The sequence below is a fragment of the Streptomyces sp. NPDC005576 genome (assembly GCF_042871745.1).
Classification (GTDB): domain Bacteria; phylum Actinomycetota; class Actinomycetes; order Streptomycetales; family Streptomycetaceae; genus Streptomyces.
In genome coordinates this window covers 329,327-355,574 of record NZ_JBIAJC010000009.1, presented here as the reverse complement: position 1 = coordinate 355,574, position 26,248 = coordinate 329,327, and the positions used below count along the sequence as shown (strand labels likewise).

23 protein-coding genes are annotated in these 26,248 nt (G+C 72.2%); 7 read left to right on the top strand and 16 right to left on the bottom strand.

Annotation, left to right across the window (positions count from 1 at the left end):
* The first annotated feature begins 119 nt into the window (after positions 1-119).
* Positions 120-485 (top strand): trypco2 family protein, encoded by a 366-nt coding sequence (locus ACFYPN_RS18710; protein WP_389299394.1) that lies wholly within the window; start codon positions 120-122, stop codon positions 483-485.
* Complete coding sequence (locus ACFYPN_RS18705; protein ID WP_389299391.1) at positions 482-3,826, top strand: NACHT domain-containing protein; 3,345 nt, start codon at positions 482-484, stop codon at positions 3,824-3,826. The genes ACFYPN_RS18710 and ACFYPN_RS18705 overlap by 4 nt, the downstream gene beginning before the upstream one ends.
* A gap of 87 nt (positions 3,827-3,913) precedes the next feature.
* Here ACFYPN_RS18705 and ACFYPN_RS18700 read toward each other — a convergent pair whose 3' ends face one another.
* Entirely contained in the window at positions 3,914-6,445 is a 2,532-nt protein-coding gene (locus ACFYPN_RS18700; protein ID WP_358761110.1) for an ATP-dependent Clp protease ATP-binding subunit, read from the bottom strand.
* A 472-nt stretch (positions 6,446-6,917) separates the two neighbouring features.
* Between ACFYPN_RS18700 and ACFYPN_RS18695 the strand changes: the two genes are divergently transcribed.
* Entirely contained in the window at positions 6,918-7,619 is a 702-nt protein-coding gene (locus ACFYPN_RS18695) for an SCO3374 family protein (protein ID WP_389299388.1), read from the top strand.
* On the opposite strand, the gene ACFYPN_RS18690 is transcribed toward ACFYPN_RS18695, so the two are convergent.
* The 10 genes from ACFYPN_RS18690 to ACFYPN_RS18645 form a co-directional block, all read right to left on the bottom strand.
* The gene (locus ACFYPN_RS18690) at positions 7,598-7,939 is read right to left on the bottom strand and encodes an Lsr2 family protein (protein ID WP_358761111.1); all 342 of its coding nucleotides are present in this window, start codon (positions 7,937-7,939) and stop codon (positions 7,598-7,600) included. The two genes, ACFYPN_RS18695 and ACFYPN_RS18690, sit on opposite strands and share 22 nt — an antisense overlap.
* Before the next feature lie 144 nt (positions 7,940-8,083).
* Positions 8,084-8,653: an amino-acid N-acetyltransferase gene (locus tag ACFYPN_RS18685; RefSeq protein ID WP_358761112.1), complete on the bottom strand. Its 570-nt coding sequence runs from the start codon at positions 8,651-8,653 to the stop codon at positions 8,084-8,086.
* Positions 8,654-8,662: 9 nt separating this feature from the next.
* Positions 8,663-9,217: a BlaI/MecI/CopY family transcriptional regulator gene (locus ACFYPN_RS18680; RefSeq protein ID WP_389299457.1), complete on the bottom strand. Its 555-nt coding sequence runs from the start codon at positions 9,215-9,217 to the stop codon at positions 8,663-8,665.
* Between the two features lie 663 nt (positions 9,218-9,880).
* Positions 9,881-10,060 (bottom strand): hypothetical protein, encoded by a 180-nt coding sequence (locus ACFYPN_RS18675; RefSeq protein ID WP_358761113.1) that lies wholly within the window; start codon positions 10,058-10,060, stop codon positions 9,881-9,883.
* A 94-nt stretch (positions 10,061-10,154) separates the two neighbouring features.
* The gene (locus ACFYPN_RS18670) at positions 10,155-10,736 is read right to left on the bottom strand and encodes a hypothetical protein (RefSeq protein WP_389299454.1); all 582 of its coding nucleotides are present in this window, start codon (positions 10,734-10,736) and stop codon (positions 10,155-10,157) included.
* A gap of 201 nt (positions 10,737-10,937) precedes the next feature.
* The gene (locus ACFYPN_RS18665) at positions 10,938-11,735 is read right to left on the bottom strand and encodes a type III pantothenate kinase (RefSeq protein ID WP_358761114.1); all 798 of its coding nucleotides are present in this window, start codon (positions 11,733-11,735) and stop codon (positions 10,938-10,940) included.
* Positions 11,735-12,781 carry a carboxylating nicotinate-nucleotide diphosphorylase gene (nadC, locus tag ACFYPN_RS18660; RefSeq protein WP_389299383.1) on the bottom strand — a complete coding sequence of 349 codons (1,047 nt, stop codon included), beginning with the start codon at positions 12,779-12,781 and terminating at the stop codon, positions 11,735-11,737. Before nadC ends, ACFYPN_RS18665 begins: the two co-directional genes overlap by 1 nt.
* An 83-nt stretch (positions 12,782-12,864) precedes the next feature.
* On the bottom strand, positions 12,865-14,592 hold the full coding sequence (locus tag ACFYPN_RS18655; protein ID WP_389299380.1) for an L-aspartate oxidase: 1,728 nt from the start codon (positions 14,590-14,592) through the stop codon (positions 12,865-12,867).
* The gene (gene panC / locus ACFYPN_RS18650) at positions 14,589-15,674 is read right to left on the bottom strand and encodes a pantoate--beta-alanine ligase (protein ID WP_389299377.1); all 1,086 of its coding nucleotides are present in this window, start codon (positions 15,672-15,674) and stop codon (positions 14,589-14,591) included. The genes ACFYPN_RS18655 and panC overlap by 4 nt, the downstream gene beginning before the upstream one ends.
* A complete protein-coding gene (locus tag ACFYPN_RS18645; RefSeq protein ID WP_358761118.1) occupies positions 15,671-16,648 on the bottom strand; it encodes a DUF2520 domain-containing protein in 978 nt (325 codons plus the stop codon). Before ACFYPN_RS18645 ends, panC begins: the two co-directional genes overlap by 4 nt.
* Positions 16,649-16,824: 176 nt before the next feature.
* Here ACFYPN_RS18645 and ACFYPN_RS18640 point away from each other — a divergent pair, with 176 nt between their 5' ends.
* Positions 16,825-17,970 carry a threonine aldolase family protein gene (locus ACFYPN_RS18640; RefSeq protein WP_389299375.1) on the top strand — a complete coding sequence of 382 codons (1,146 nt, stop codon included), beginning with the start codon at positions 16,825-16,827 and terminating at the stop codon, positions 17,968-17,970.
* Between the two features lie 164 nt (positions 17,971-18,134).
* On the opposite strand, the gene ACFYPN_RS18635 is transcribed toward ACFYPN_RS18640, so the two are convergent.
* On the bottom strand, positions 18,135-18,311 hold the full coding sequence (locus tag ACFYPN_RS18635; RefSeq protein ID WP_389299372.1) for a hypothetical protein: 177 nt from the start codon (positions 18,309-18,311) through the stop codon (positions 18,135-18,137).
* A 104-nt stretch (positions 18,312-18,415) separates the two neighbouring features.
* Here ACFYPN_RS18635 and ACFYPN_RS18630 point away from each other — a divergent pair, with 104 nt between their 5' ends.
* The gene (locus tag ACFYPN_RS18630) at positions 18,416-19,528 is read left to right on the top strand and encodes a DUF5937 family protein (protein WP_389299451.1); all 1,113 of its coding nucleotides are present in this window, start codon (positions 18,416-18,418) and stop codon (positions 19,526-19,528) included.
* Positions 19,529-19,544: 16 nt separating this feature from the next.
* On the opposite strand, the gene ACFYPN_RS18625 is transcribed toward ACFYPN_RS18630, so the two are convergent.
* On the bottom strand, positions 19,545-20,216 hold the full coding sequence (locus ACFYPN_RS18625) for a response regulator transcription factor (protein WP_358761121.1): 672 nt from the start codon (positions 20,214-20,216) through the stop codon (positions 19,545-19,547).
* Between the two features lie 44 nt (positions 20,217-20,260).
* Positions 20,261-21,460: a sensor histidine kinase gene (locus tag ACFYPN_RS18620; RefSeq protein ID WP_358761122.1), complete on the bottom strand. Its 1,200-nt coding sequence runs from the start codon at positions 21,458-21,460 to the stop codon at positions 20,261-20,263.
* A 118-nt stretch (positions 21,461-21,578) separates the two neighbouring features.
* Here ACFYPN_RS18620 and ACFYPN_RS18615 point away from each other — a divergent pair, with 118 nt between their 5' ends.
* Both ACFYPN_RS18615 and ACFYPN_RS18610 read left to right on the top strand, forming a co-directional pair.
* A complete protein-coding gene (locus ACFYPN_RS18615; protein ID WP_358761123.1) occupies positions 21,579-22,577 on the top strand; it encodes an SAM-dependent methyltransferase in 999 nt (332 codons plus the stop codon).
* 39 nt (positions 22,578-22,616) lie between these two features.
* Positions 22,617-23,759: an NADH-quinone oxidoreductase subunit D gene (locus tag ACFYPN_RS18610; protein WP_358761124.1), complete on the top strand. Its 1,143-nt coding sequence runs from the start codon at positions 22,617-22,619 to the stop codon at positions 23,757-23,759.
* Between the two features lie 34 nt (positions 23,760-23,793).
* Here ACFYPN_RS18610 and ACFYPN_RS18605 read toward each other — a convergent pair whose 3' ends face one another.
* Complete coding sequence (locus tag ACFYPN_RS18605; protein ID WP_358761125.1) at positions 23,794-25,035, bottom strand: hypothetical protein; 1,242 nt, start codon at positions 25,033-25,035, stop codon at positions 23,794-23,796.
* Positions 25,036-25,258: 223 nt separating this feature from the next.
* Complete coding sequence (locus ACFYPN_RS18600; RefSeq protein ID WP_358761126.1) at positions 25,259-26,245, bottom strand: ABC transporter substrate-binding protein; 987 nt, start codon at positions 26,243-26,245, stop codon at positions 25,259-25,261.
* Between the last annotated feature and the right edge of the window lie 3 nt (positions 26,246-26,248).

Sequence of the window (26,248 nt, the reverse complement as noted above, 5' to 3'; positions counted from 1 at the left end):
GTAGGCTCGAAATGGCCTGTGCGCCTTGTCACCGCCGGTGGGACCAAGGGATGTCCGCTTCGGGACCTTCGGCACGCCACGTCAATGTGCCGCCGGACAGGCGGCTCCGGGGGACTGCCATGAGCACCGACGAGACCCACGCCCTGGACCGGATCGAACTGGCGGACGCCGTCGAGTCGATCCGCGACCAGCTCATCGAAGCCGCCGCCCGCGCCACCGGCCGGCCCGTGGTCTTCGCCGTGGGCGACATCCAGATGGAGTTCACGGTGGAACTCCGCAAGGAGGCCAAGGCGGGTGCCAAGGTCAAGGCATGGGTGGTGGAGGCAGGTGCCGACGCCTCCCGCATCACCGGCACCCTGCACAAGGTCGCCTTCACCCTCACCCCCCGCAAGGCCGAAGCGGACGGCTCCGGCCCGCTGGAGATCGGCAACGACGCCCCGGGCGGCAGCACCGCCCACTTCGGCCGGGGACGCGACGGCGCGTGAGCGACACCCTTCCGCCGGTCCCGCACATGCGGCACGTACGCAGCCCCCGCCCCGTACGCCCCACGGACCGCACCGTCGTGGTCCAGTCGGGCCGCCAGGGCAGCGGGGTGCTGCTCACGGACCGGCTGGTGCTGACCTGCGCGCATGTACTGGGCGGTGAGACCCATGCATCGATCGCACATCCGGACCGGTCGATGCCCGTGCGCGGCAGCGTCCTCTGGGTGAGCGCCAAGGTGGACGCGGCGCTTCTCCTGGCCGCCGAGCCGGTTGTGCCTGTCCCGCCGGTGCGCCTGGGGGTCCTCGCCTCGACCCAGACCATTCCCCTGTGCGAGATCACCGGTTTCCCGGAGATCCAGCGGTACGGCCCCGAACGCCATCTGGAGGCTGACCAGTACATCGCCACCGTGCTGCCTCTGGCGGGCCTCCTCCGTGACCTCCTGGTCTGCGAGCTGGACGGTCCGCCCCCAGGCATGGATGAGGACGGCGAGGCTCTCCTGAGCGGCCTCTCCGGCGGTCCGGTCTTCGCCGGGGCCGTGCTGCTGGGCCTCGCTCGTTCGATCCCGCCCCGGCACGGCGGGCGTCGCGTGGAGTGCGTCTCGCTGAGACCGGTGCTGGACTCCGCCGGCTTCCGCCAGGCGTACGAGCATGCTGTCGGATCGCTCCCCCGCTCCGAGCAGGTCTCCGGCTACCACCCGGCCGACCCCGGGTACGAGGAGGAGTACGCGCTCGCCCTCGGCGCGGCCTACCGCAAGACCAAGATCTTCGGACTGGACGAGCTGGGCCGACGCGACTCCGAATGGGACCTCGACACGGCATATCTGAGCCTGGAGGCGGAGGCGGGCCACCCTTGGACCAGCAAACAGGCCCGCACCCTTCCTGCGGCCAGAGCTACTCCCCAGCGCATCGACGAGTTACTGACCGACCGTCCCAGGGTTCTGCTCCGGGGCGACGCGGGGGCCGGGAAGACCACCCTGCTGTGGTGGCTGGCCGCGCACGCCTCGGCGGGGACGCTGCCGGACCGGCTCGTGGCGCTCAACGGCTTCATCCCCTTCGTCGTCCCCCTGCGCACCCTCCGGGCACGCGGCGAGACGCTGCCCGCCCCGGCTGGACTCCCCGGGGCCGCACGGCTGGCCGTGGACGCCGCTCCGGACGGCTGGGCCGGGCGCGTTCTGGAGTCGGGCCGGGGCCTCCTCCTGGTCGACGGACTGGACGAGGTACCGCCGGGGGAGCGGGAGGAGACGTACACCTGGCTCTCCGGTCTCCTCGCCCGCTTCCCGGGGACCCGCTGCGTGGCCACCGTGCGACCGCTCGCCGTCGAACCGGAGTGGCTGGCTGCCGAGGGCTTCGAGGAGCTGCGGCTGCTGCCCCTGCGGAACGAGGACATCCAGGCGTTCGTGGCGGCTTGGCACAAGGCCGCACGGCTGGACGACGACGACCATCAGCGCCTGCGTGAGCTGGAACACGACCTCGCCAGGCAGTTCCGCGTCAACCGCACGCTGAGCGACCTGGCGCGTACGCCCCTGCTGTGCGCGGTGATCTGTGCCCTGCACCGCCGGCAGGAGGGCTTCCTCCCGAACACCCGATGGAAGCTCTACCGGTCCTCACTCGACATGCTCCTGGGCAACCGGGACCAGCGGCGGGGAATCGGAGGCCCTGAGGGCATCACCATGGAAGTGGAGGAGCAGGCGCTGCTCCTCCAGCGGATCGCGATCTGGCTGGTGCGCGAGGGGCAGACGGAGTTCTCCCGGGAGCAGGCCCTGCGCCAGCTGGACCGGGCGCTGGCGAGCATGGAGCGGGTACGGAAACAGGGGACGGCCGACGCGATCCTGACCCACCTGCTCAATCGCAGCGGCCTTCTCCAGGAACGCGCCGAGAACCTCTACCAGTTCACCCACCGCACTTTCCAGGACTACCTGGCCGCCGCGGAGTTCGTCGAGTCGGATCAGATCAACGAACTGCTCCGGTCCGCCGAGGACGAATCGTGGGCGGACGTGATCGAACTGGCGGCCGGCCACTGCGGCCGACGCGAGATCGACGAGCTGATCAACGGCCTGCTGGACCGGGCGGAGAGGTACGCCCCCGGCCCCCGCGCCCTCGATGCCGAGCTCGTCCCGAAGACTCGTGTGCTGGCCGCCCTCTGCGCCCAGCACGCCACGCTGCTGGACGACAGGACACGGCGAAGGATACGCAGTGCTCTCACCGGGCTCTTCCCGCCCCGCCTGACCTCCATGGTGAAGCTGCTCGGGTCCCTCGGTCCCGATGCGCTGACCTACCTGCCGGAGCCCACCGCCATCCGGTCCGACATCATCGGCAACGAAGCCATCGCGCAGTTGCTCGGCGAGGTCGGCGGACCGGAGGCTCTGTCGTACGCCCGTGACTGGGTCGCGGCCTCCCCGAGGTCAGCCCGGATGCTGGCCCCCAGCTGGAAGAGCTTCCCCACCGAGGAGTTCGCGAAGGACGTGCTGGGCAAGGGAGATCTCAGCGGGGCGTTCCTGACCATCCGCAGCCGTGCCGAGCTGATGGCACTACCTCATCTCGGCCCCCTCGGGCACTTCGTCGGCGTCGCCTTCGGCGGCTCCTTCACCGACGCCGACCTGCGGCGTGGGCTGTCCGAGGCCGCTCCCGGAATCCTGAGCCACCTCGGAAATCCACTGCTCCACGACCTCTCGACACTGCGCAACAGCGAAAACCTCAGGCATCTCACCGTCGACGGATGCCCCGAGGTCACCGATCTCACCGCGCTCGGGGAATGGCCCGCCCTCCGGGAGATCAACCTCGATGTCAGCCACCTCCCGTGGGGCCGGCTCGCCGCTCTGCGGGACGTGGCGAGTCTGAACACGCTGGAACTCCGCTCCCCGACAGGACGCCTGAGCGACCTCCCGCCCATCCCCCACCTCCGGCATCTGGCCCTGCTACGAAGCGGTGTGAGGGAACTCGGCGATCTACGGGGGTGGTCCTCGCTCCAGTCCTTGCGGTTGACCACGGTGGCCTCGCTGACCTCGCTGGTCGACTCGCTCCGCACCGCCCCGAGCCTCACCGAGGTCGAGGTGACACAACCCCGTATCGAGATATGGCCTCGACGCGTGGAGCCGGTCACGCACCTACGTAAGCTCTCCTTCGGGATCGGCCCGGCCCGCGGTGCCGACCTGCGGTCGCTCCCCGGCCTGTTTCCGTCCCTTCGATCCCTCACGCTGACCTGCCACACGGAGGTTCGGATCGACCTGGCGCCCCTGCGCGAGCAGGCCGGGCTGAACGTGAAGGTGATCTGGCTGACAGCCAAGGGGGAGCTCTTCAACGCTGAGCTCATGGGCGACCGCCTGTCCGTCGAGGGCCGCTTCTGAACCCCCTGCTCCCCCCCGCACGAAGAAGCTGCCCCGGACCGATAACCGGTCCGGGGCAGCCCCTTCACTCACTCACGTCGTCGTGGACTACGACGCGTCCTTCTGCATGTTCGGGCCGGCGCCGCCGGCGGCCGACTCGATCGGCGGGACGTCGGGCAGAGCCGACTTCTCCTCGCCGCGGAAGGTGAACTTCTTCTCTTCGCCTTCGCCCTCCGTGCCGACGACCACGATGTGGCCGGGGCGCAGCTCGCCGAAGAGGATCTTCTCGGAGAGGATGTCCTCGATCTCGCGCTGGATCGTCCGGCGCAGCGGCCGGGCGCCCATCACGGGGTCGTAACCCTTCTTCGCGAGCAGGTTCTTCGCGTCCGTGGAGAGCTCGATGCCCATGTCACGGTCCTTGAGACGCTCATCCACCTTGTCGACCATGAGGTCGACGATCTGGATGATGTCTTCCTGGCTGAGCTGGTGGAAGACGACGGTGTCGTCGACGCGGTTCAGGAACTCGGGCCGGAAGTGCTGCTTGAGCTCTTCGTTGACCTTGACCTTCATCCGCTCGTAGTTCGTCTTGACGTCGCCCTGGGCGGCGAAGCCCAGGTTGAAGCCCTTCGAGATGTCCCGGGTCCCGAGGTTGGTCGTCATGATGATGACCGTGTTCTTGAAGTCCACGACCCGGCCCTGGGAGTCGGTCAGGCGACCGTCTTCCAGAATCTGGAGCAGGGAATTGAAGATATCGGGGTGGGCCTTCTCGACCTCGTCGAAGAGGACGACGGAGAACGGCTTGCGGCGCACCTTCTCGGTGAGCTGGCCGCCCTCTTCGTAGCCCACGTAGCCGGGGGGCGAACCGAAGAGACGGGAGACCGTGTGCTTCTCGCTGAACTCCGACATGTCGAGGGAGATCAGCGCGTCCTCGTCGCCGAAGAGGAATTCGGCGAGCGTCTTGGAGAGCTCGGTCTTACCGACACCGGACGGGCCGGCGAAGATGAACGAGCCTCCGGGGCGCTTCGGGTCCTTCAGGCCGGCCCGCGTACGGCGGATCGCCTGGGAAAGGGCCTTGATGGCGTCCTTCTGGCCGATGACGCGCTTGTGGAGCTCGTCCTCCATGCGCAGCAGACGGGAGGACTCCTCCTCCGTCAGCTTGAAGACCGGGATGCCGGTGGCGGTCGCCAGGACTTCGGCGATGAGCTCGCCGTCGACCTCGGCGACGACGTCCATGTCGCCGGCCTTCCATTCCTTCTCGCGCTTGGTCTTCGCGGCCAGCAGCTGCTTCTCCTTGTCGCGGAGCGAAGCTGCCTTCTCGAAGTCCTGGGAGTCGATCGCCGACTCCTTGTCGCGGCGGACGCCCGCGATCTTCTCGTCGAACTCGCGGAGGTCCGGCGGCGCGGTCATCCGGCGGATGCGCATCCGGGAGCCGGCCTCGTCGATCAGGTCGATCGCCTTGTCCGGGAGGAAGCGGTCCGAGATGTACCGGTCGGCCAGGGTGGCGGCCTGGACCAGCGCCTCGTCCGTGATGGAGACCCGGTGATGGGCCTCGTAACGGTCGCGCAGACCCTTGAGGATCTCGATGGTGTGCGGCAGCGACGGCTCCGCGACCTGGATGGGCTGGAAGCGGCGCTCGAGAGCGGCGTCCTTCTCCAGGTGCTTGCGGTACTCGTCGAGCGTGGTCGCACCGATGGTCTGGAGCTCACCACGGGCCAGCATCGGCTTGAGGATGCTCGCGGCGTCGATCGCGCCCTCGGCGGCACCCGCACCCACGAGGGTGTGGAGCTCGTCGATGAACAGGATGATGTCGCCGCGGGTGCGGATCTCCTTGAGGACCTTCTTCAGGCGCTCCTCGAAGTCACCGCGGTACCGGGAGCCGGCCACCAGGGCGCCGAGGTCCAGGGTGTAGAGGTGCTTGTCCTTGAGGGTCTCGGGCACCTCGCCCTTGACGATCGCCTGGGCCAGGCCCTCGACGACGGCCGTCTTGCCGACGCCGGGCTCGCCGATGAGGACCGGGTTGTTCTTGGTCCGGCGGGACAGCACCTGCATGACCCGCTCGATCTCCTTCTCGCGCCCGATGACCGGGTCGAGCTTGGATTCGCGGGCGGCCTGCGTGAGGTTGCGGCCGAACTGGTCCAGCACCAGGGAGGTGGAGGGAGTGCCCTCGGCGGGGCCACCGGCGGTGGCGGCCTCCTTGCTGGTGGAGTAGCCGGAGAGCAGCTGGATGACCTGCTGCCGCACCCGGTTGAGGTCGGCACCCAGCTTCACCAGGACCTGCGCGGCGACGCCTTCGCCCTCGCGGATCAGGCCGAGCAGGATGTGCTCCGTGCCGATGTAGTTGTGGCCGAGCTGGAGGGCCTCGCGGAGCGACAGCTCCAGGACCTTCTTGGCTCGGGGCGTGAAGGGGATGTGGCCGGACGGGGCCTGCTGGCCCTGACCGATGATCTCCTCCACCTGCTGGCGGACCGCCTCGAGCGAAATCCCGAGGCTCTCCAGGGCCTTAGCGGCGACACCCTCACCCTCGTGGATAAGGCCCAGGAGAATGTGTTCGGTGCCGATGTAGTTGTGGTTGAGCATCCGGGCTTCTTCCTGAGCCAGGACGACAACCCGCCGCGCGCGGTCGGTGAACCTCTCGAACATCGTTAATCGCTCCTCAGAGCGGTCAGGCAGTTAGGGGTCGGTCCCCTCCCTGTCCTTCCGCAGCTTAGTCCCGCAAGCGGGGACCGCTCATTCCAACTGCCGACCGGATCACCCCCGCGTCAGCGAGGAAATCTTGCCGATCAGCGGACACCTGCTCCAACCCGATGGTGCGAGACGATGTTCCCGCAGGCCAGGCAGATACCCCTGTCACCACTACGCCGATGGCGAACGTGAGACGCCCCGGTTCGTGTGTCGCCCCTTCCCACCAGTCATGTCTTACCCGCAATTACAGACAGTCCATGCGGCGTGCGCCCCATCCCTCCGCTACGGGCGAACAACCGCGTGGCGCCCGACGCTCCCTCGCACGCCCTTGACGGGAACCCTTCGTGAGGCGGCGCACACGGTGGGTGACACCCTGGCCTGTCGCCACCCCCTCGCGTAACCCGGAGGGCCGTCCGGCGGTTCATCGCACATGAGCCCCATCGTCCCGCCCCCTCGCGCCCCCCGGTGGGCCGACACGTCGGCACTGGTCCCGTCGGGTCGCGGGTGGGACCCGGACGCGGGTACGCACCCGGGGACCGGCCCCGCCGGGGGCTTGGAGGACTCCGAGGACGCCGAGAGTGCCGGCGCGGCCATGGAGCGGTGGTACGAGGACGGGCTCGGCTGGGCGACCGACCGGGGCCGTCCGCTGGAGCTGCTGACCGGCATCCGGTTCGACGTGCTGGAACTGCCCTCCGCCGCAGGTCGTGCGGTGCTGCGCCGTTTCGGGCGTACCGGCCCCGTGGCGGTGGCGCGGGGGCGGCTGCGGCTGCTCGTGGCGGCCGGGAGCGCGGAGGAACTGCCCGCACTGCTGGAGTGGCTGGAGTGGGGCGGCATCGCGCTGGATCTCGTGGGCATCGGGGCCGGTGGCAGGATCACCGCACCGGCACCGCACCGGCTGTCGCATCGCTGTCCGCCGGGGGCCGCGCTCTGGCTGCGGCCCCCCGAGCCGCCGCGGGGTCCGGATCTTCTTCTTCCGGCCCTCGCGGGCTTCGGGAGCAGGGGTGGGGATACTCCCGATCTCGTACGGCTGGTGGATATGGCGGCGACGGAATGCCACCGGGTCCGTTTGAGGCGTTCCCGGGTGCGTCCGTCCGCCGGCCGGCCCTCAGGTCAGGCGTTGGCCTGCTCGTAGGCCTCGCGGACTCCGGCCGGAACGCGTCCGCGGTCGTTCACCTCGAGGCCGTTGTCACGGGCCCACTTGCGGATTTCGGCGGTGTCCTTGCTCCCGCCGGTACCGGCACCGAGCGCACGGCCCTTACGGCCCGTGGCGGCGCGACCGCCGGTGCGGCGTCCGCTCTTGGTGTACGGCTCGAGAAGACCACGGAGCTTGTCCGCGTTGGCCGTCGTGAGGTCGATCTCGTAGGTCTTGCCGTCCAGCGCGAACGTGACGGTCTCGTTCGCCTCGCCGCCGTCGAGGTCGTCAACAAGAAGGACCTGAACCTTCTGCGCCACGAGATATCCTTTCATCGAAAATGGAGTACGCGGAAAGGAAACCGCTTTTCCCGGGAAAACACAAACCCCAGGGAGAGGTTCGGGACCCCGGGAACGCGGGAAACGGGCGCGTATCGGACATAGGGATCGGCGTACTTCTACCGATCACAGGTGCAGAAGCATCCGGCTGTTGCCCAAGGTGTTCGGCTTCACTCGTTCGAGACCGAGGAACTCGGCGACACCCTCGTCATAGGAACGCAGCAGCTCACTGTAGACATCCATGTCGACCGGCGTCTCGCCGATCTCCACGAACCCGTGCTTCGCGAAGAAGTCGACTTCGAAGGTCAGGCAGAAAACCCGGCGGACCCCGAGCCAGCGCGCGGTCTGCAACAGCTTGTCGAGAACCTGGTGGCCCACTCCGCTGCCCTTGAGCCGGTGATCGACGGCGAGAGTTCGCACTTCGGCGAGGTCTTCCCACATCACATGGAGCGCGCCGCATCCGACGACCCCGGCGTCCTGGTCGCGTTCCGCGACCCAGAACTCCTGGATGTCCTCGTAAAGAGTGACCGTCGCTTTGTCCAGGAGGATGCCGTCGGTCACGTAGCCGTCGAGCAGCCGGCGGACCGCGGCGACATCGCTGGTCCTGGCACGGCGGACGGTGATGGCGGGCTTTTCGACCGCCGAGTCGGTTTCACCTTCGGTTTCCGACTGGCTATGCGTCAGGTCTGCAGACATGTCCCGACGCTACCGTCCACCCTCCCCGGTCGTGCCATCGGCCGGAACATCGGACGCGCCGTCGGCAGAGACGTCTTCCGCACGTCCTTCTGCACTGCCTTCCGTACTGCCTTCCGCACTGCCTTTCGCGCCGTCTTCCGCGCCGCCCTCCGGGCCGCCTTCCCCCGTGTCCTCCGCATCGTCGGCCGTGCCGCCGACGGTGTCGGCGGGGTCCGTCGGTACTGCCGCCGCGCCGCTCGGACCTGGGGAAATGATCCGTACGGCATCCTTCAGGGCTTCCCGCTGTTCCGCGGACATCATGCCGAAGAAGGCGACGAGAGCGGCGGCGGGGTTGTCGCTCCGCGACCAGGCCTCGTTCATCAGTGCGGCCGAGTACGCGGCGCGCGTGGAGACCGCCGTATATCGATAAGCCCGGCCGTCGACTTCCCTGCGGACCCACCCCTTCTGATGAAGGTTGTCCATAACCGTCATGACGGTGGTGTAAGCGATCGAGCGTTCCCGCTGGAGGTCTTCCAGCACTTCTCGCACAGTGACGGGTCGGTTCCATTGCCAGACGCGCGTCATCACGGCGTCTTCCAGCTCTCCCAATTGACGGGGCACACGGTCACCTTAATGCCAGATGTCCGAAATGCGCAGTTATTTTCTTCGGAACCCTCCGAACCCCCTGAACCCCCTGGCCTCCGAGCCCCGGAGAAGACTGAGAGAACCCCGGAACCCTGAGGGGTCACGAAAAAGAGCGTGCGACTCGACGCGAGCCGCACGTTCTTGGAGTGCGCCGGGTTGTGCGGGTGGCACAGGGGGCGCGAATTCAGTACCGCGCGCCGGTGGGAGGAGCCGATAACCGTCCGCACGGTCGGTTGTGGGGCACCCGTACCGGTGGAGAACCGGAAGAGGAGAGCGGAAGGTATCCGGGCGCCGTAACCGCCTCCCACGCCGGGGAATCCGGCGCGACGACGCCGGAACAGAGCGGAAAACAGCGGCGGGACCCCGACGGAGGCGGGCACGCATGGCACCGGATACCAGCACTCCGGATACCTGCACTCCGGATATCGGTACCGGTTAGGCGGTACCGATACGCGTACGGAGCCGCACGGGACCGGGGCACGCACCGGTACCGGCGCCGATCCCGGCCCGGAATGCATCATTCAGGGCGCCCAGGTGCCCGTGCGCTCGGGTAGCCAAGCGCCCAGGTGCCCAAGCGCTACAGGCGTCCGAGCGCTCAGGCGTTCAGGCGCTTTCGGCGGCCGGGGACTGGCGGGCGGCCTCGGCGCGGGCGAGGGCGGCGTCCACGGCCGCGTCCTCCTTGCCCTTGTTCGGCCCACCCTGGCTCTTCACCATCGTCACCACGAGACCGATGAAGAATGCGGCCATCACGACGGGCGGAACAAGTGCGGCTACGTAGTCCATGCCGTCCAGAGTAGCGATGCCGGTACGGCGGCCCGAGGCACCCTCCCGGTGGGTCGGGGCCGGACCGCCGTACGTACGGGAAACGGACGGGTGCTCAGCCGGCCGCGCGCTGCTCTTCGGGCGGCGGCGCCGGGCGGCGGCGCGGCGGGAAGACCTCGGACGGCTTGGGCATCGGGCGGTCGCCCGGCGTCGGCGGCCTGGACGGTGCGGCCGGGCTCGCGGGCCGCTGGGGCTCCGCCGCCGCTCTGCCGCCCGGCAGGGCCAGCAGCCGGCTGCGGGGGCCCGGGGCGGTGAGGGCGGCGGTACGGCCCGCCAGCCGGGCCCGTACCGGGCGTTCGGCGAGCACCTGGCAGCGCTCCAGGAGCGCCGCCGCGACCGGTCTGCCGCGGAGCGCCCGCAGGGCGGCGAGATCGTCCGGCCGGGGGTCGTAACCGGCGGCCAGGGCGTCCTGGAGGAGTTCCAGGTAGCCGCTGACGGAGCCGGGGAGGGCGGCGCGGTAGCGGGCGAGGTCGGCGAGCAGGAACGCGCGGAGCCGGCCCGCCTCGCCGACCGCGTCGTCCACCGCTCCGGCGAGCCGCAGGCAGTCCTGGACATCCTCGTCGGGCAAGGGCATGGGGTGGAGGGCAAAGGCGAGAGCGCGTCGGAGTACCCGCAGCTCGTCCGCACCGAACGCCATGCCGCCTCGTGATCCGTAGGGCGTGGGCATGGCGCGACAGTACGTGCTAAAGGGACAAAATCCTCTTAACTGGTCACATATGGCGCGGCGTGCTCCGGTGCGGCCGGAACACCGCCGTGACGCCGCCGTGGGGCGGCGCGCGGCGTCGTCGCAGGTGCGCCGGGGTGCGCCGGGGTGCGCAACTGCGACGACGGCCCACGGCTACAGCCGCGAGACGTTCCGCTCGTAGACCAGGCGGAGCCCGATGAGGGTCAGCCAGGGCTCGTGCTCGTCGATGACGGATGCCTCCCCCAACACCATCGGAGCAAGGCCCCCGGTCGCGATGACGGTCACGTCGTCGGGGTCGTCCGCCAGCTCGCGCTTCATCCGCGTGACCACGCCGTCGACCTGGCCCGCGAAACCGTAGACGATGCCCGCCTGCATGGCCTCGACGGTGTTCTTGCCGATGACGCTGCGCGGGCGGGCCAGCTCGATCTTGCGGAGCTGGGCGCCCTTCACGCCGAGCGCCTCGACCGAGATCTCGATGCCCGGGGAGATGACCCCGCCGGTGTACTCGCCGCGCGCGGAGACCGCGTCGAAGGTGGTGGCGGTGCCGAAGTCGACGACGATCGCCGGGCCCCCGTACAGCTCGACCGCCGCGACCGCGTTGATGATGCGGTCGGCGCCGACCTCCTTGGGGTTGTCCATCAGGATCGGCACGCCGGTCTTGATGCCGGGCTCCACGAGGATGGCGGGCACGTCGCCGTAGTAGCGGCGGGTCACCTCGCGCAGCTCGTGCAGGACGGCCGGGACCGTGGAGCAGATCGCGATGCCCTCGATGCCGTCGCCCAGCTCCACACCGAGCAGCGGGTGCATGCCCATCAGCCCCTGGAGGAGCACGGCCAGTTCGTCGGCGGTGCGGCGGGAGTCGGTGGAGATCCGCCAGTGCTCGACGATCTCCTCGCCGTCGAAGAGACCGAGGACGGTGTGGGTGTTGCCGACGTCGATGGTGAGCAGCATCAGGCGCTGGCCTCGCCGGTGGCGGGGACCTCGCGGAAGTCCAGGCCGATGTCGAGGATGGGCGAGGAGTGGGTGAGCGCGCCCACCGCGAGGTAGTCGACGCCCGCGTCGGCGTAGGCGCGGGCGGTGTCCAGGGTGAGCCGGCCGGAGGACTCCAGCGCCGCGCGCCCGGCGACGAGCGCCACGGCTTCCTCGGTCTCGCCGGGGGTGAAGTTGTCCAGCAGGATCAGGTCGGCGCCGGCCTCCAGCACCTCGCGGACCTGCTGGAGGGTGTCGACCTCCACCTCGATGGCCAGCTCGGGGAACTCCTCGCGGACCCGCTTGAACGCCTCGGCGACGCCACCCGCCGCGATCACGTGGTTGTCCTTGACCAGGGCGGCGTCGGAGAGCGACATGCGGTGGTTGACGCCGCCGCCGCAGCGGACCGCGTACTTCTCCAGCGCGCGCAGCCCCGGGGTGGTCTTGCGGGTGTCGCGGACCTGGGCCTTGGTGCCCTCCAGGACGTCGGCCCACGCGCGGGTGGCGGTGGCGATGCCGGAGAGGCGGCAGAGCAGGTTGAGCGCCCCGCGCTCGCCGGTGAGCAGGTCGCGGGTGCGGGTGGTGACCGTCAGCAGCTTCTGGCCCGCGGTGACGCGCTCGCCGTCCTCGACGTGGCGCTCGACCTCGAAGTCCTCGGTGCAGACGATGGAGAGCACGGCCTCGGCGACGTGCAGGCCCGCGACGACACCGTCCTCGCGGGCGGTGAAGTCGCCGGTGGCGACGGCGTCCTCGGGGACGGTCGCGACGGTGGTGACGTCCACTCCGCCGTCGAGGTCCTCCTCGATCGCGACGTGCGCCACGTCCTCCACCTGGACGGGGTCGAGTCCGGCCTCGGCCAGCAGCGCGGCGAGGGCGGGGTCGAGCCCGCACTCCAGGGCGTCCGGGTCGTAGTCGTCCGAGGCGCAGCCGCAGTCGTCGCCGCAGCCGCCCGCGGACGCTGCGGGGGCCCCGATGTGGATCAGCGGGACGTCCACCGGTGTCGGGCGGTTCTCTTCGGGCGTGCTCACGGTTGCGGCTCCTCGGGGGCGTCGGGCGGTGCGGTGGCGTGAAGGGTGCGGGGTGGGGGTGCGGGCTGCGGGGGCGGGTGCGGTCAGGCCGTGCGGGGGGCCGGCCGGTCCTCCGGGCGTACGGGGTCGAAGTCGGTGCCCGGCGTGCGGCGCACGGAGAGCGTCCGGTCCTCGCCGACGCGGACGACGAGGTGGGCGCCCCAGTTCGCGTCGTCGCGGTCGGGGTGGTCCTCGCGCCAGTGGCAGCCGCGGGTCTCCGTGCGCTCGCGCGCCGCGGCGACGAGGACCCGGGAGACCAGCAGGAGGTTGGTGGTCTCCCACGCGTCGACCCCCGGCACGGCAGCCTTCCCGGCGGCCGTGCCCTCGTTCGCCGTGCCCTCGTTCGCCGTGCCGGCCGCGCCGTCGTGCAGCGCCTCCAGCTCCCGGGCGGTGGCGGCCAGGCTCTCGGCGGAGCGGAGCACCCCGGCGCCCCGGGTCATGCTCCGCTGGATCTCCGTACGGGCCTCGGGGGCCAGCAGCGCGGAGCGCGGGCCGCCCTCGGGGCGGACCGCCTCGGTGCGGGCGGGGCGGCGCTCGGCGATGTCGGCGGCGATGCGCTCGGCGAAGACGAGCCCCTCGAGGAGGGAGTTGGAGGCGAGGCGGTTGGCGCCGTGGACTCCGGTGCAGGCGGCCTCCCCGCAGGCGTACAGACCGGGCACGGTGGTGCGTCCGCGCAGGTCGGTACGGACGCCGCCGGAGGCGTGGTGGGCGGCGGGTGCGATCGGGATCGGCTCGGTGACCGGGTCGATGCCGTGTTCGCGGCAGGTGGCCAGGATCGTGGGGAAGCGCTGCTCCCACATCTCGGCGCCGAAGTGCCGGGCGTCGAGGTACATGTGCTCGGCGCCCTGCGCCTGCATCTGGCGGGTGATGGCCTTGGCGACGATGTCGCGCGGGGCGAGTTCCGCCAGCTCGTGCTGACCGGTCATGAAGCGCGTGCCGGAGGCGTCCACGAGGTAGGCGCCCTCACCGCGCACCGCCTCCGAGACCAGCGGCTGCTGGCCCTCGGACCCGGCGCCCAGGAAGAGGACGGTGGGGTGGAACTGGACGAACTCCAGGTCGGAGATCTCGGCCCCGGCCCGCAGGGCGAGCGCCACGCCGTCGCCGGTGGAGACCGGCGGGTTCGTAGTGGCCGAGAAGACCTGGCCCATGCCGCCGGTGGCGAGCACCACCGAGGGGGCGCGGACCGCGCCGACCCCGTCGTGCTGGCCCTCGCCCATGACGTGCAGGGTGACGCCGGCCGTACGGCCTTCGGCGTCGGTGAGCAGGTCCAGGACCAGGGCGTTTTCCACGGTGTGCAACGCCTGGGCGCGTACCGCCTCGACCAGGGCGCGGGAGATCTCGGCACCCGTGGCGTCGCCGCCCGCGTGCGCGATCCGGCGCCGGTGGTGGCCGCCCTCGCGGGTGAGGGCGATGTCGCCGCTCGCGTTGGTGTCGAAGTGCGCCCCGGTGTCGATGAGCCGGCGTACGGCGTCGGGGCCCTCGGTGACCAGGGTGCGGACGGCCCGCTCGTCACAGAGTCCCGCGCCGGCGACGAGGGTGTCGTCGAGGTGCTGCTCGGGGGTGTCGCCCTCACCGAGCGCGGCGGCGATACCGCCCTGGGCCCAACGGGTGGAGCCGTCGTCCAGGCGCGCCTTGGTGACCACGACGGTGTCGAGTCCCGCGGCGACGCAGCGCAGGGCGGTGGTGAGCCCGGCCACGCCGGAGCCGACGACCACGACGTCGGCGTCGATGAACCAGCCGGGTTCGGGGGCGGTCAGCCGTATTCCGGTCACGAGAGGGCTCCGAGGTTCAGGGGGATGTTGTCGATCAGACGGGTGGCGCCGACCCGTGCGGCGACGGCGAGGACGGCCTCGCCGCCGTCCCGGTCGTCGGGGACCTCGGTGAAGTCGGCCGGGTCCACCAGCGCGAGGTAGTCGAGTACGAGCGGCTCCGCCGCCCGGGTGGCGTCCTCAAGGACGGTGCGGGCGGCGGCCCGGACGGCCTCGGCCGTGCGGCCGTGCGGTGCGAGCGCCACGGCCTGGGCGTCGGCGGCGAGGCGGGGCTCGCCGAGGGCGTTGAGCCCGGCGGCCCGGTCGGTGCCGGTGTGCGCAGGGCCGGAGTCGTGTCCGTCGTGGCCGCCGTCGCGTACCGGGCCGCCGGTCGCCAGGGCGCGCTCGCGCAGCGCCTGCTGGGCGGCGAGCCGGTCGCGGGCGGCGAAGAGGGCGGCGGAGAGGGCGAGGGCGGTACGCCGCTCGGCGGCGGAGAGGAACCGGTTGCGGCTGGAGAGCGCGAGGCCGTCGGCGTCCCGGACGGTGGGGACGGCGGTGATCTTGATCCCGAAGTTGAGGTCGCGGACCATCCGGCGGACGAGCGCGAGCTGCTGGGCGTCCTTCTGACCGAAGAGCGCCTCGTCCGGGCGGGTCAGGTGGAGGAGTTTGGCGACGACCGTGAGCATCCCGTCGAAGTGCCCGGGGCGCGAGGCGCCTTCGAGGCGCTCGCCCATGGGGCCTGCGGTGATCCGGACCTGCGGGTCGCCGCCCGGGTACACCTCCTCGACCGAGGGCGCGAAGACCACGTCCGCGCCGGCCGCCGAGGCCACCGCGAGGTCGGCCTCCAGGGTGCGCGGGTAGCGGTCGAGGTCGGCGGCCTCACCGAACTGGAGCGGGTTCACGAAGACGGTGACCACGACCTGGCCGTCCGGTCCGGCGGCCGTGCGTGCGGCCCGGATCAGGGTGGCGTGGCCGTCGTGGAGCGCGCCCATCGTCATGACGACCGCCCGGCGGCCGCCCGCCGGGCGGGGCAGTGCTTCGAGCGCCCGTGCGGTGTGGAGCAGGACGGCGGTGTCCGTGCCGGTCGGGGTGGGTGCGGTGTTCATCGGGTCTCCCCCGGCTCTCCGTCGTCGTCGGTGGATGCGGCACCGGCCGCGCGGCCGGTGCCGGTGCCGTCCGCGAGGACGCCGAGCAGGTCCTCGGCGGACTCCGGCTTGAGCAGACCGTGCGCGAGGGCCCGGTCGGCGGTGGCGCGGGCCATCGCGAGGTACCCCGCGACCATCTGCGGGGCGTGTGCACGCAACTGGGCGACGTGCGCGGCGACGGTGCCCGCGTCGCCCCGGGCCACCGGGCCGGTGAGGGCGGCGTCGCCGGAGCGCAGGGAGTTGTCGAGGGCGGCACCGAGGAGCGGGCCGAGCATCCGGTCGGGGGCCGCTACGCCCGCCTTGGCCAGCAGCTCCATCGCCTCGGCGACCAGGGTGACCAGGTGGTTCGCGCCGAGGGCGAGGGCCGCGTGGTAGAGCGGGCGGGCCTCCTCCTCGATCCACTCGGGCTCGCCGCCCATCTCGATGACGAGGGCCTCGGCGGCGAGCCGCAGCTCCTCGGGTGCGGTGATCCCGAAGGAGCAGCCGGCCAGGCGCTGGACGTCCACGGGCGTACCGGTGAAGGTCATCGCGGGGTGCAGGGCGAGCGGCAGTGCCCCGGCGCGCAGCACGGGGTCGAGCACCCGGGTGCCGTACCGCCCCGAGGTGTGGACGAGGAGCTGGCCGGGCCGGACGGCGCCGGTGTCGGCGAGGCCCTGGACCAGGCCGGGCAGGGTGTCGTCGGGGACGGTGAGCAGCACGAGGTCGGCGCGGGCGAAGACCTCGGCGGGCGTCACCAGCGGCACGTCCGGCAGCAGCGCGGCGGCCCGGCGGCGGGAGGCTTCGGAGACGCCGGAGACGGCGACCGGGCGGTGCCCGGCGAGCTGGAGCGCGGCGGCGAGGGCGGGCCCGACGCGGCCCGCGCCGACGACGCCCACGGCGAGGCGGGCGGGGCGGTCCCTGGCGTCGAGGGGGTCGCTCGGGGATGTCGTGTTCACGCGGGTATGACCTTCCGTTCCAGTCCGCGGGGGGTACCGGACGATTCCTCTGCATGCTACGCCAGCGCCCCGCCCCGGCCCCGCTCTGTCCACAGCCTGTGGGTAACTCCCGGACGCTCCGGAATCGCGGGCGACCCCGGGTGGGTGCCCCGGGCCGGGCGGACGATGATGGTCGCATGGCAGCAACGGACGAAGAGAAGACGCGACGACGCAGGCTGGCCGCCTGGCGGGCCTCGCACCGCATCCTGGCGCGCACGTCCTCGGACGGCACGCTCGGCGAACAGCTGGCCGCCCTCGCGGCGGGCGCCGGATCGGTGTACGGCACGGACGAACCGGCCGACATCTACGGCAACGGGGTCGTCGCCGAGGTCGAGGAGCGGGTGGCCGGGCTGCTGGGCATGGAGGCGGCGGCCTTCTTCCCGACCGGCACGATGGCCCAGCAGGTCGCGCTGCGGTGCTGGGCGGCGCGTACCGGGAACGCCACCGTCGCCCTGCACCCGCTCGCCCACCCCGAGGTCCACGAGGAGGGGGCGCTCGGCGCGGTCAGCGGGCTGCGGACGGTCTACCCGACCGGCGCGCCCCGGCTGCCCACGGCCGAGGAGGTCGCCGGTGTCGCGGAGCCGTTCGGCACCCTGATGCTGGAGCTGCCGTTGCGGGACGCCGGCTTCGTCCTGCCGACCTGGGAGGAGCTGACCGAGGTCGTGGCGGCGGCCCGGGAGCGGGACGCGGTGGTGCACCTGGACGGCGCCCGGCTCTGGGAGTGCGCCCCGCACTTCGGGCACGGACTCGCGGAGATCGCGGGCCTCGCCGACAGCGTCTACGTCTCCTTCTACAAGTCCCTCGGCGGCATGTCCGGAGCGGCCCTCGCCGGTCCCCGGACGCTGATCGAGGAGGCCCGCTCCTGGCGCCACCGCTACGGCGGCCAGATCTTCCAGCAGTACCCGGCCGCGCTCTCCGCGCTCATCGGCCTGGAGCAGGAGCTGCCCCGGCTGCCGGAGTACGTGGAGCAGGCCCGGATGGTCGCCGGGGCGCTGGCGGAGGCGTTCGAAGCCTCGGCGGTGCCGTGGTTCCGGCTGCGCCCCGAGCCGCCGCACACCCACCAGTTCCACCTCTGGCTGCCGTACTCCACCGAGGTGCTGGACGATGCCTCGCTGCGCCAGGCCGAGGAGACCGGCGTGACGCTCTTCCGCCGCTGGTCCGCCGGGTCCCAGCTGCCGCCGGGGGTCGCGTACACCGAGGTGACCGTGAACGCGCCGGGACTGGAGTGGACGGCCGAGGACGTACGGGACGCGGTGCGCGAGTTCGTCGAACGCCTGGTCTGAGCCGCACGCGAGCGCACCCGCCCCGCACACGATCACACCCGCCCCGCACGGGGCCGCGTCCGCCCGTGCGGGGCCGCCCGCCGCTGCCCCGCACACGATCACACCCGCCCCGCACGGGGCCGCGTCCGCCCGTGCGGGGCCGCCCGCCGCCCCCGCCCGCCGCCTCACCACCGGGGCCATGCCTCGCTCCGCCTCCGGGAGGCGGCCTCGCGGCGGGCCCGGTACCCGCGCAGGAGGCCCCGCAGGACCTCCCGGTCGTGGGCGCCGGGCAGGGGCGGCGGGCGTTCGCCGCTCCGGGCCGTGCGCCAGGTGTCGTACATCTGCTGCTGTATCGCGTCCATGGATTCAGCCTGCGCGGCCCCGCCCGGACCCGCGCGTCGATTGACGTCCCCCGTCACGCGATGTGCATCCGGCGACGGGCACCCCGCACCATGGTCGGGTGAGCGTGACCATCGACATCTCCGGGCTGCCCGCCGACCGCGTCGTCTTCGAGACCTCTCCCCTGGCCGAGCTGGGGATGGCGCTGCACGCGCTCTCCGAGCCGGGGCACCATCCCGGGCTGCACGGCTGGGTCACCGCCACCGCCGCCGCGCTCCCGCCGGACCTCGCGGACCGGCTGCACGAGGCGGAGTTCCTCTGGCGGAACGTCTTCTCCGACGTCTTCGTGCCGTTCACCGGCATCGCGGGCGGCAGCGGCCGGGCCGGTGCCACCCTCGCCGAGGACCTGGACACCCTGGACCGGCTGGACGAGGAGCGGTTCGTCGCGGCCGCGCTGGAGTTCACCTCGTGCTCCTTCTTCGGTACGGGGGCCGCCTCGCCGCTGACGGACGCGGCGACGCGCGAGCGGGCGCGCGACATGGCCGCCGCGCGCGGCCCGCGCCAGACCGACTTCACCGAGCGGCTGCTCGCCGACCCCGGCTCGGTGCGCGCCTGGCTCCGCCGGCTCTTCGAGGACTGCGAGGAGGCGTTCTTCGCGGACACCTGGAACCGGGCACGCATCCCGCTGGTGGCCGACGCGCGCCACAAGACGGAGGTGCTCCGCCGCAAGGGCATCGGCGACGCGGTCGACGCGGTCTCGGCGGCGCTCTCGCTGAGCGAGGACGGCGGCCGGATCGTGGTCGACAAGCTGAACGCGGCCCGGACGACCGCGACCGGCCCCGGGGTGGAGCCCGGCATCACCCTCATCCCCACCGGCTTCGGCTGGCCGCACCTGATGATCGGGCACTCTCCGGGGTGGCGCCCGGTGATCCTCTATCCGGTGCACCGGCCCGAGCTGCCCTCGCCCGCCTCGGTGGAGTCCGTCCGGCTGCGCCTGGAGGCGCTGGCCCATCCGCTGCGGCTGCGGCTCTGCCGCAACCTGGCCCGCTCCCCGCACACCACCGGCGAGCTGGCCGACGCGCACGGCATCACGTCCCCGGAGGTCTCCCGGCACCTGTCGGTGCTGAAGAAGGCGGGGCTGGTCACCACCCGGCGGCGCGGCCGGTACGTACTGCACCAGCTGGACCTCACGGTCGTCGCCCGGCTCGGCAGCGACTTCCTGGAGGGCGTGCTGCGGTAGGCCGTGTCCTGAGGGCTCAGCGGGCCCCGCCCGCACGCACCAGCCCCGACTCGTAGGCGAGGACGACGACCTGGACCCGGTCGCGGAGTCCGAGCTTGGTGAGGATGCGGCCGACGTGCGTCTTCACAGTGGCCTCCGAGAGCACCAGCCGGCCCGCGATCTCGCCGTTCGACAGCCCCTGCGCGACCAGCAGCATCACCTCGCGCTCCCGCTCGGTGAGCCGCTCGACGCGCTTGTCGCCGGGCTCGGGGGTGGTGCTGGGCAGCATCGGGGAGAACCGGTCCAGCAGCCGCCGGGTGGTGGACGGCGCGACCACGGCGTCCCCGCTGTGCACCGAGCGGATCGCGTTCAGCAGCTCCCCGGGCGGCACGTCCTTGAGCATGAAGCCGCTGGCCCCCGCCTTGAGGCCGGTGAAGGCGTACTCGTCCAGGTCGAAGGTGGTCAGGATGAGCACCTTCGGCGGGTTCTCCTGGGCACAGATGCGGCGGGTGGCCTCCACCCCGTCCAGCCGGGGCATGCGGACGTCCATCAGGACGACGTCGACGGCGGTGGCGCGGAGCACCTCGATCGCCTCGGCGCCGTCGCCCGCCTCGGCGACCACCTCCATGTCCGGCTGTGCGGCGAGCACCATGCGGAAGCCGGTGCGCAGCAGCGCCTGGTCGTCGACGAGCATCACGCGGATGGCCATGGGGAAGGGGTCCTGTCCTGTCGAAAGGGGTGGGGCCGCCCGGGTCAGGCGGCCGGTTTCAGCGGGAGCAGCGCGCTGATCCGGAAGCCGCCGCCGGGGCGCGGGCCGGCGTCGAGCGTGCCGCCGACCATGCCGACCCGTTCCCGCATGCCGATCATGCCGTGGCCGGCGCCGTCCGCCCCGCCGTCCTCGTACAGCTCGTGCGGGGAGCCGCGTCCGTCGTCCTCGACGAGCAGTCCGAGGCCGTCGTCGAAGTAGACCAGCCGCACGCTCGCCCCGGCGTCGGGGCCGCCGTGCTTGCGTGTGTTGGTGAGCGCCTCCTGCACGATGCGGTACGCGGTCAGTTCCACGCCGCTGGGCAGCGGGCGCGGGGTTCCCTCGACGGTGAAGTCCACCGCCAGGCCGGCCTTGCGGACCTGTTCGACGAGTTCGTCGATCTGCTCGACGTCGGGCTGGGGGACGTACTCACCGCTCGGGTCGGAGTCGCCGGTGCGCAGCACGCCGAGGAGTCGGCGCATCTCGGCGAGGGCCTGCCGGCCGGTGGTGGAGATGGTCTCCAGGGCCTGGCGGGCCTGATCGGGCGCCGCGTCCATGACATAGGCGGCGCCGTCGGCCTGGACCACCATCACGGAGACGTTGTGGGCGACGACGTCGTGGAGTTCACGGGCGATCCTGGCGCGCTCGGCGGCGACGGCGACCTTGGACTGGGCCTCGCGTTCGCGCTCCAGCCGGGCGGCGCGCTCCTCCAGAGCCTGGAAGTACGCCTGCCGGGTCCGCAGCGAGTCGCCGAGCACCCAGGCGAGCACGAACGGCACGGTCAGCACGACCACGACGAAGATCTGCTGGACCCAGCCGCCCTGCTCCTCGGGCCAGCGCGCCTGCGAGATCCCCGCGGCGAGCAGGCCGCAGCCCAGCGCCAGCCGGGAGGCCCAGCGCTCCCCCGACGCGGCGACGGTGTAGATGATCACCAGCAGGGCGAAGTCGGCGACGCCCGTCTCGACGCCCAGCGCCACCTGGGCGATCCCGATCCCGAGCGCGAGCAGCAGCATCCGCTCCGGCATCCGGCGGCGCAGCGCCAGCACGGCGCAGAGCCCCAGGATGACCGGCACCGTGCAGATCCGTTCCCGCAGCCCGGCCGGGGGGTCGGACACGAAGGTCACCCCGGAGAGCCCGAGGAGGACGACGGCCCAGAAGCAGTCGACGCCCGTCGGGTGTCTGCGGAGGAAGTCGTAGAGGCTCTGCACTGTGCCAGCGTAGGGAAGAGCGCGGGTGCCCCGGGTCAACCGGAGGGCCGATCCGCTTGGGTGGCCCGTACTCCCCAAGGTGGAGAGAGGCCCGGGGCGGATGCCGGAGACTTGCCCCGTGACGGACGAATGGCTCGGATGGGGTGCGGCGGCGCGGGCCGCGCTGTACGGCGACGGCGGCTTCTACCGGAGGCCGGAGGGGCCCGCCGGGCACTTCCGTACCTCGGTCCACGCCTCCCCGCTCTTCGCCGCGGCGGTGGCCCGGCTGCTGGCGCGTACGGCGGCGGAGCTGGGTACGGAGACCGTCGCCCTGGTCGACATGGGCGCGGGGCGCGGGGAGCTGGCCGCCGGAGTGCTGGCCGCCGCTCCGGAGGGGCTGACGGTCACCGCGTACGCCGTCGAACTGGCGGACCGCCCGCCGGGACTGGACCCCCGGATCGAGTGGTGCGTGCGGCCGCCCCAGGGGGTCACCGGGCTGCTGTTCGCCAACGAGTGGCTGGACAACGTGCCGCTCGACGTCGCCGAGACAGACGCGGACGGCGTCGCCCGGTACGTCCTGGTCCGTGCCTCGGACGGCGCCGAGCGGCTGGGCGATCCGGTGACCGGTGAGGACGCGCGGTGGCTGGAGCGCTGGTGGACACCGGGTGCTCCGGGCGACCGGGCCGAGATCGGGCTGCCCCGCGACCGGGCGTGGGCCGGGGCGGTGGGCTCGCTGGCGGCGGGGTGCGCGGTGGCCGTGGACTACGCGCACGTACGTGGCGCCCGGCCGCCGTTCGGCACCCTGACCGGGTTCCGGGCCGGCCGGGAGGTGCCTCCGGTGCCGGACGGCTCCTGCGACCTCACCGCCCACGTCGCACTAGACGCCTGCGCCGCCGCAGGGACGCCCCCCGGCGGCCCGGCGCCCGAACTCCTCGACCAGCGCACCGCCCTCGGCCGCCTCGGTACCTCCGGCGGCTCCGGCGGATTCGGCGGATTCGGCGGCCGGCCCCCGCTGGCGATGGCCTCCACCGACCCCGCCGGGTACCTCCGGGCGCTCGCGTCGGCGGGCGAGGCGGCCGAACTCACCGCGCGCGGCGGGCTCGGCGACTTCGGGTGGCTGGTGCAGCGGGTGGGGTGAGCGGCACCGCCCGTCCGCGCGCAGGGAATACTGGGCCGCATGACGGAGACGACGGTCGGCATCGGTGGCGCGGCGGAGAGCACCGACATGGTGCTCAACATCGGTCCGCAACACCCCTCCACGCACGGCGTGCTCCGGCTGCGCCTGGTCCTGGACGGCGAGCGCATCCTGAGCGCCGAACCCGTCATCGGCTACATGCACCGGGGCGCCGAGAAGCTCTTCGAGGCCCGCGACTACCGGCAGATCGTGATGCTCGCCAACCGCCACGACTGGCTGTCGGCGTTCTCCAACGAACTGGGTGTCGTGATGGCCGTCGAGCGGATGCTCGGCATGGAGGTTCCCGAACGCGCCGTCTGGACGCGGACCCTGCTCGCCGAACTGAACCGGGTCCTCAACCACCTGATGTTCCTCGGGTCCTACCCCCTCGAACTCGGCGGCATCACACCGATGTTCTACGCGTTCCGGGAGCGCGAGGAGCTCCAGGCCGTGATGGAGGAGGTCTCCGGCGGCCGGATGCACTACATGTTCAACCGGGTCGGCGGCCTCAAGGAGGACCTCCCGGCGGGCTGGCTCGGCCGGGCGCGGGACGCCGTGGCCTCCGTGCGCTCGCGGATGCACGTGTACGAGGACCTGGTGCTCGGCAACGAGATCTTCCGGGCCCGGACGCGCGACGTCGGGGTGCTGACCGCCGAGGCGGTGCACGCGTACGGGGTGTCCGGGCCCATCGCCCGTGCCTCCGGCGTCGACTTCGACCTGCGGCGCGACGATCCGTACCTCGCGTACGGAGAGCTGACGGACGTACTGAAGGTGGTCACCCGGACCGAGGGCGACTGCCTGGCCCGCTTCGAGTGCCTGCTGGAGCAGACGGTCAACGCGCTGGACCTCGCGGACGCCTGCCTCGACCGGATGGACGCCCTGGCTCCCGGGCCGATCAACCAGCGGCTGCCCAAGGTGCTCAAGGCCCCCGAGGGCCACACCTACGCCTGGACCGAGAACCCGCTCGGCATCAACGGCTACTACCTGGTCTCCAAGGGCGAGAAGACGCCGTACCGGCTGAAGCTCCGCTCGGCCTCGTTCAACAACATCCAGGCGCTGGCGGAGCTGCTGCCGGGAACCCTCGTCGCCGACATGGTCGCGATCCTGGGCTCGCTCTTCTTCGTCGTCGGCGACATCGACAAGTAGAGCCCGGAGAAGCCGTGTCCGGGCGCGCGTCCCGTCAGGAAGCCGCGCCCCGCAGGCCGGAAGAGCCGGGGCGCCTCTGGGCGTCCGGCGGGGCGAGGTCGATGACCTTGCCGACCGCGCGCGGATCGCCCGCGTGGCTGCGGTGCACGGCCAGCGCCTCTTCACCGACCACGTCCGCGAGATCCTCCTCCGGCACGGGCCGGGGCGACTGCCGCACCCCGGTGCCCGGACCGGGAACCGTGGCCGTCCCGGGCGCCGGGGTGCCGTCGGGCTGGCTGCCGAAGAAGTCGAACCCGCCCTGCGGCACCTGCGCCCGGCGCTGCGCGTGGTACGGCACGACGGCCGAGGCCGCCGGGACCGTACGGGCCACCCGGGCCGGCACCGGGGACGGGCCGGCCGCCCGGGGTGCGGGCAGCGCGGGCTGCGGACCGGGCCGCCGGGGGGCGAAGTCCGCCGAGTGGGTGCCGTCGCCGCCGGCGCGGTTCGCCCGGTGGTCGTCGGGCCGGTCGTCGGGCCGGCCGCCGGGGGCCGCGTGATCGCCGCCCGCACGGTCGACGGACGCACGGTCGACGCCCGCACGGTCGACGCCCGCACGGTCGACGTACGCGTCGGCCGCGGCATGCCGCCCCCGCGCGCCGTCCGTCTGCGCGGCCGACTCCCGGGCACGCTCGGCGAGATCCCGCTGCCGGGCCTGCTCAGCCGTCCGGCGGGCCCGCTGGAGCGCGGCGTTGTGGGGCAGGTCGCGCAGGGCCCGGGCGGCAGCGAGGTACGCGGCCGGGGTGGGCGTGGAACGGGCGGGCGGCAGCGCGATGGGGGCGGCCGCCGCCTCGATGGCGAGCTGCCGGCGGCCCTCCAGCGCACTGGCCCGCTCGGTCTCGGCGGTGGCGTACCGGCGCAGCAGCCCGGCGTGCTCCCCGCGCAGTCCGGCGAGCTCCATCCGCTTGGAGCGGAGCTTGGTCTCCAGGCGGCCGCGCAGCTCCCGCGCCTCCTCCAGCTCCTGTTCCAGCTCCGCGACGCGTTCCTCGGCCCGCCATTCGGCGCCGGCCTGGGCGCGCTGGAGCTCCGCGACCCGCAGTCCCGCGGCCTGGTCCCAGGTACGCATCAGATACGCGCCGACGAGACCGGTGGCGGCTGCCGCCGTCGCGAGTACCCGCAGCGGGATCGTGTCCAGGGGCAGCCACGCGCCGGCGGCCAGCACGACCGACACTCCGGCCACCGCGGAGGGCGGCAGCAACTTGTGCAGGGGTGGCGAATGGCGATGACGTCCACGGGGCATGGCTGGAATTTACCGCGTGCGATCGGCGTACGGGAGGCCGCCGGGCAATCTGTTCCCCTGCGGTTACCTGACACCGCGTCGAAGAACGCCGCCGGTTCTCCGGTCCCGCTTTCCGCAGGCCGGAGAACCGTGCGGAAGATCCGCGAGGGAGATCCCTCGGGGAAATCCCGGCCATCGGATACCCGCACCCTGGAAGGCGCGGGTATCCGGGGTGGCCGGAAGGTCAGCCGATCAACTTCTTGGAGGTCAGGTACTCCTTGGCGACATCCGCCGGCTTGGCGCGCTCCGCGTCGACCTTGCGGTTGAGTTCCGCGAGATCCTCCGTCGTCAGAACGCCGGTGACCTTCGCCAGCAGTTTGGCGACCTCCGGCGACCCGGCGTCCGCCGTGTTCACCACGGGAAGGAGGTTGTCGGCGTTCTGGAGGTGCTTGTCGTCCTCCAGGAAGACCAGGTCGTACGCGTCGAGGACGGCGTCCGTGGTGGTGCTCAGCACGAGCTGGTCCACCCCGTCCTTCACCGCCTGCTTGGCCTGCGGCGTACCGACGCCCTTGGGGTCGACACCTGCCACGTCGATGCCGTAGGTCGCCTTCAGGCCGGGGGCGCAGAAGGGCCGCACCGCGCACTCGTCACCGGCCGCGATCTTCACCTTGATCTTCGACTTGCCCAGATCGGAAAGTGTCTTCAGGTTGTTCTTCGCGGCGAATTCCTTGGTCACCGCGAAGGCATTCTGGTCGACGGCCTCGCCGGCCGGAAGCGCGGTCAGACCGAGCGGTGTCGCCAGCTTCTGCAGGGCGGCGACGGTGGCCGCGACGTCGCCGGAGGCGACCGGGGCCTTCTCCGCCTCCTTCGCCCCGTTCACCTTGGCGTTGAGGAATTCGGCGAGAGTCGCGGCGTATTCGGGGATGACGTCGATCTCGCCCTTCTCCAGGGAGGGTTCGTACAGCTCCCGGTTCTCCACCGTGGTGACCGAGGTGCTCCAGCCGCCGTCGGCGAGGATCTGGGCGTACAGCTCGGCGAGGACCTTGGACTCGGTGAAGGCCGCCGAACCCACGACGAGCGTGCCCTTCTTGGCGTCCGCGGGGGCGGAGGCCCCACTCGTCGAGCCGGCTTTGCCGTCCTTCTCCAGGCTGTCGCCCCCGCAGGCCGCGAGCGACCCGGCCAGCGCGATCGTCCCGATGACCGCACCCGCTATGCGTGCGTTTCTGCTCATGTT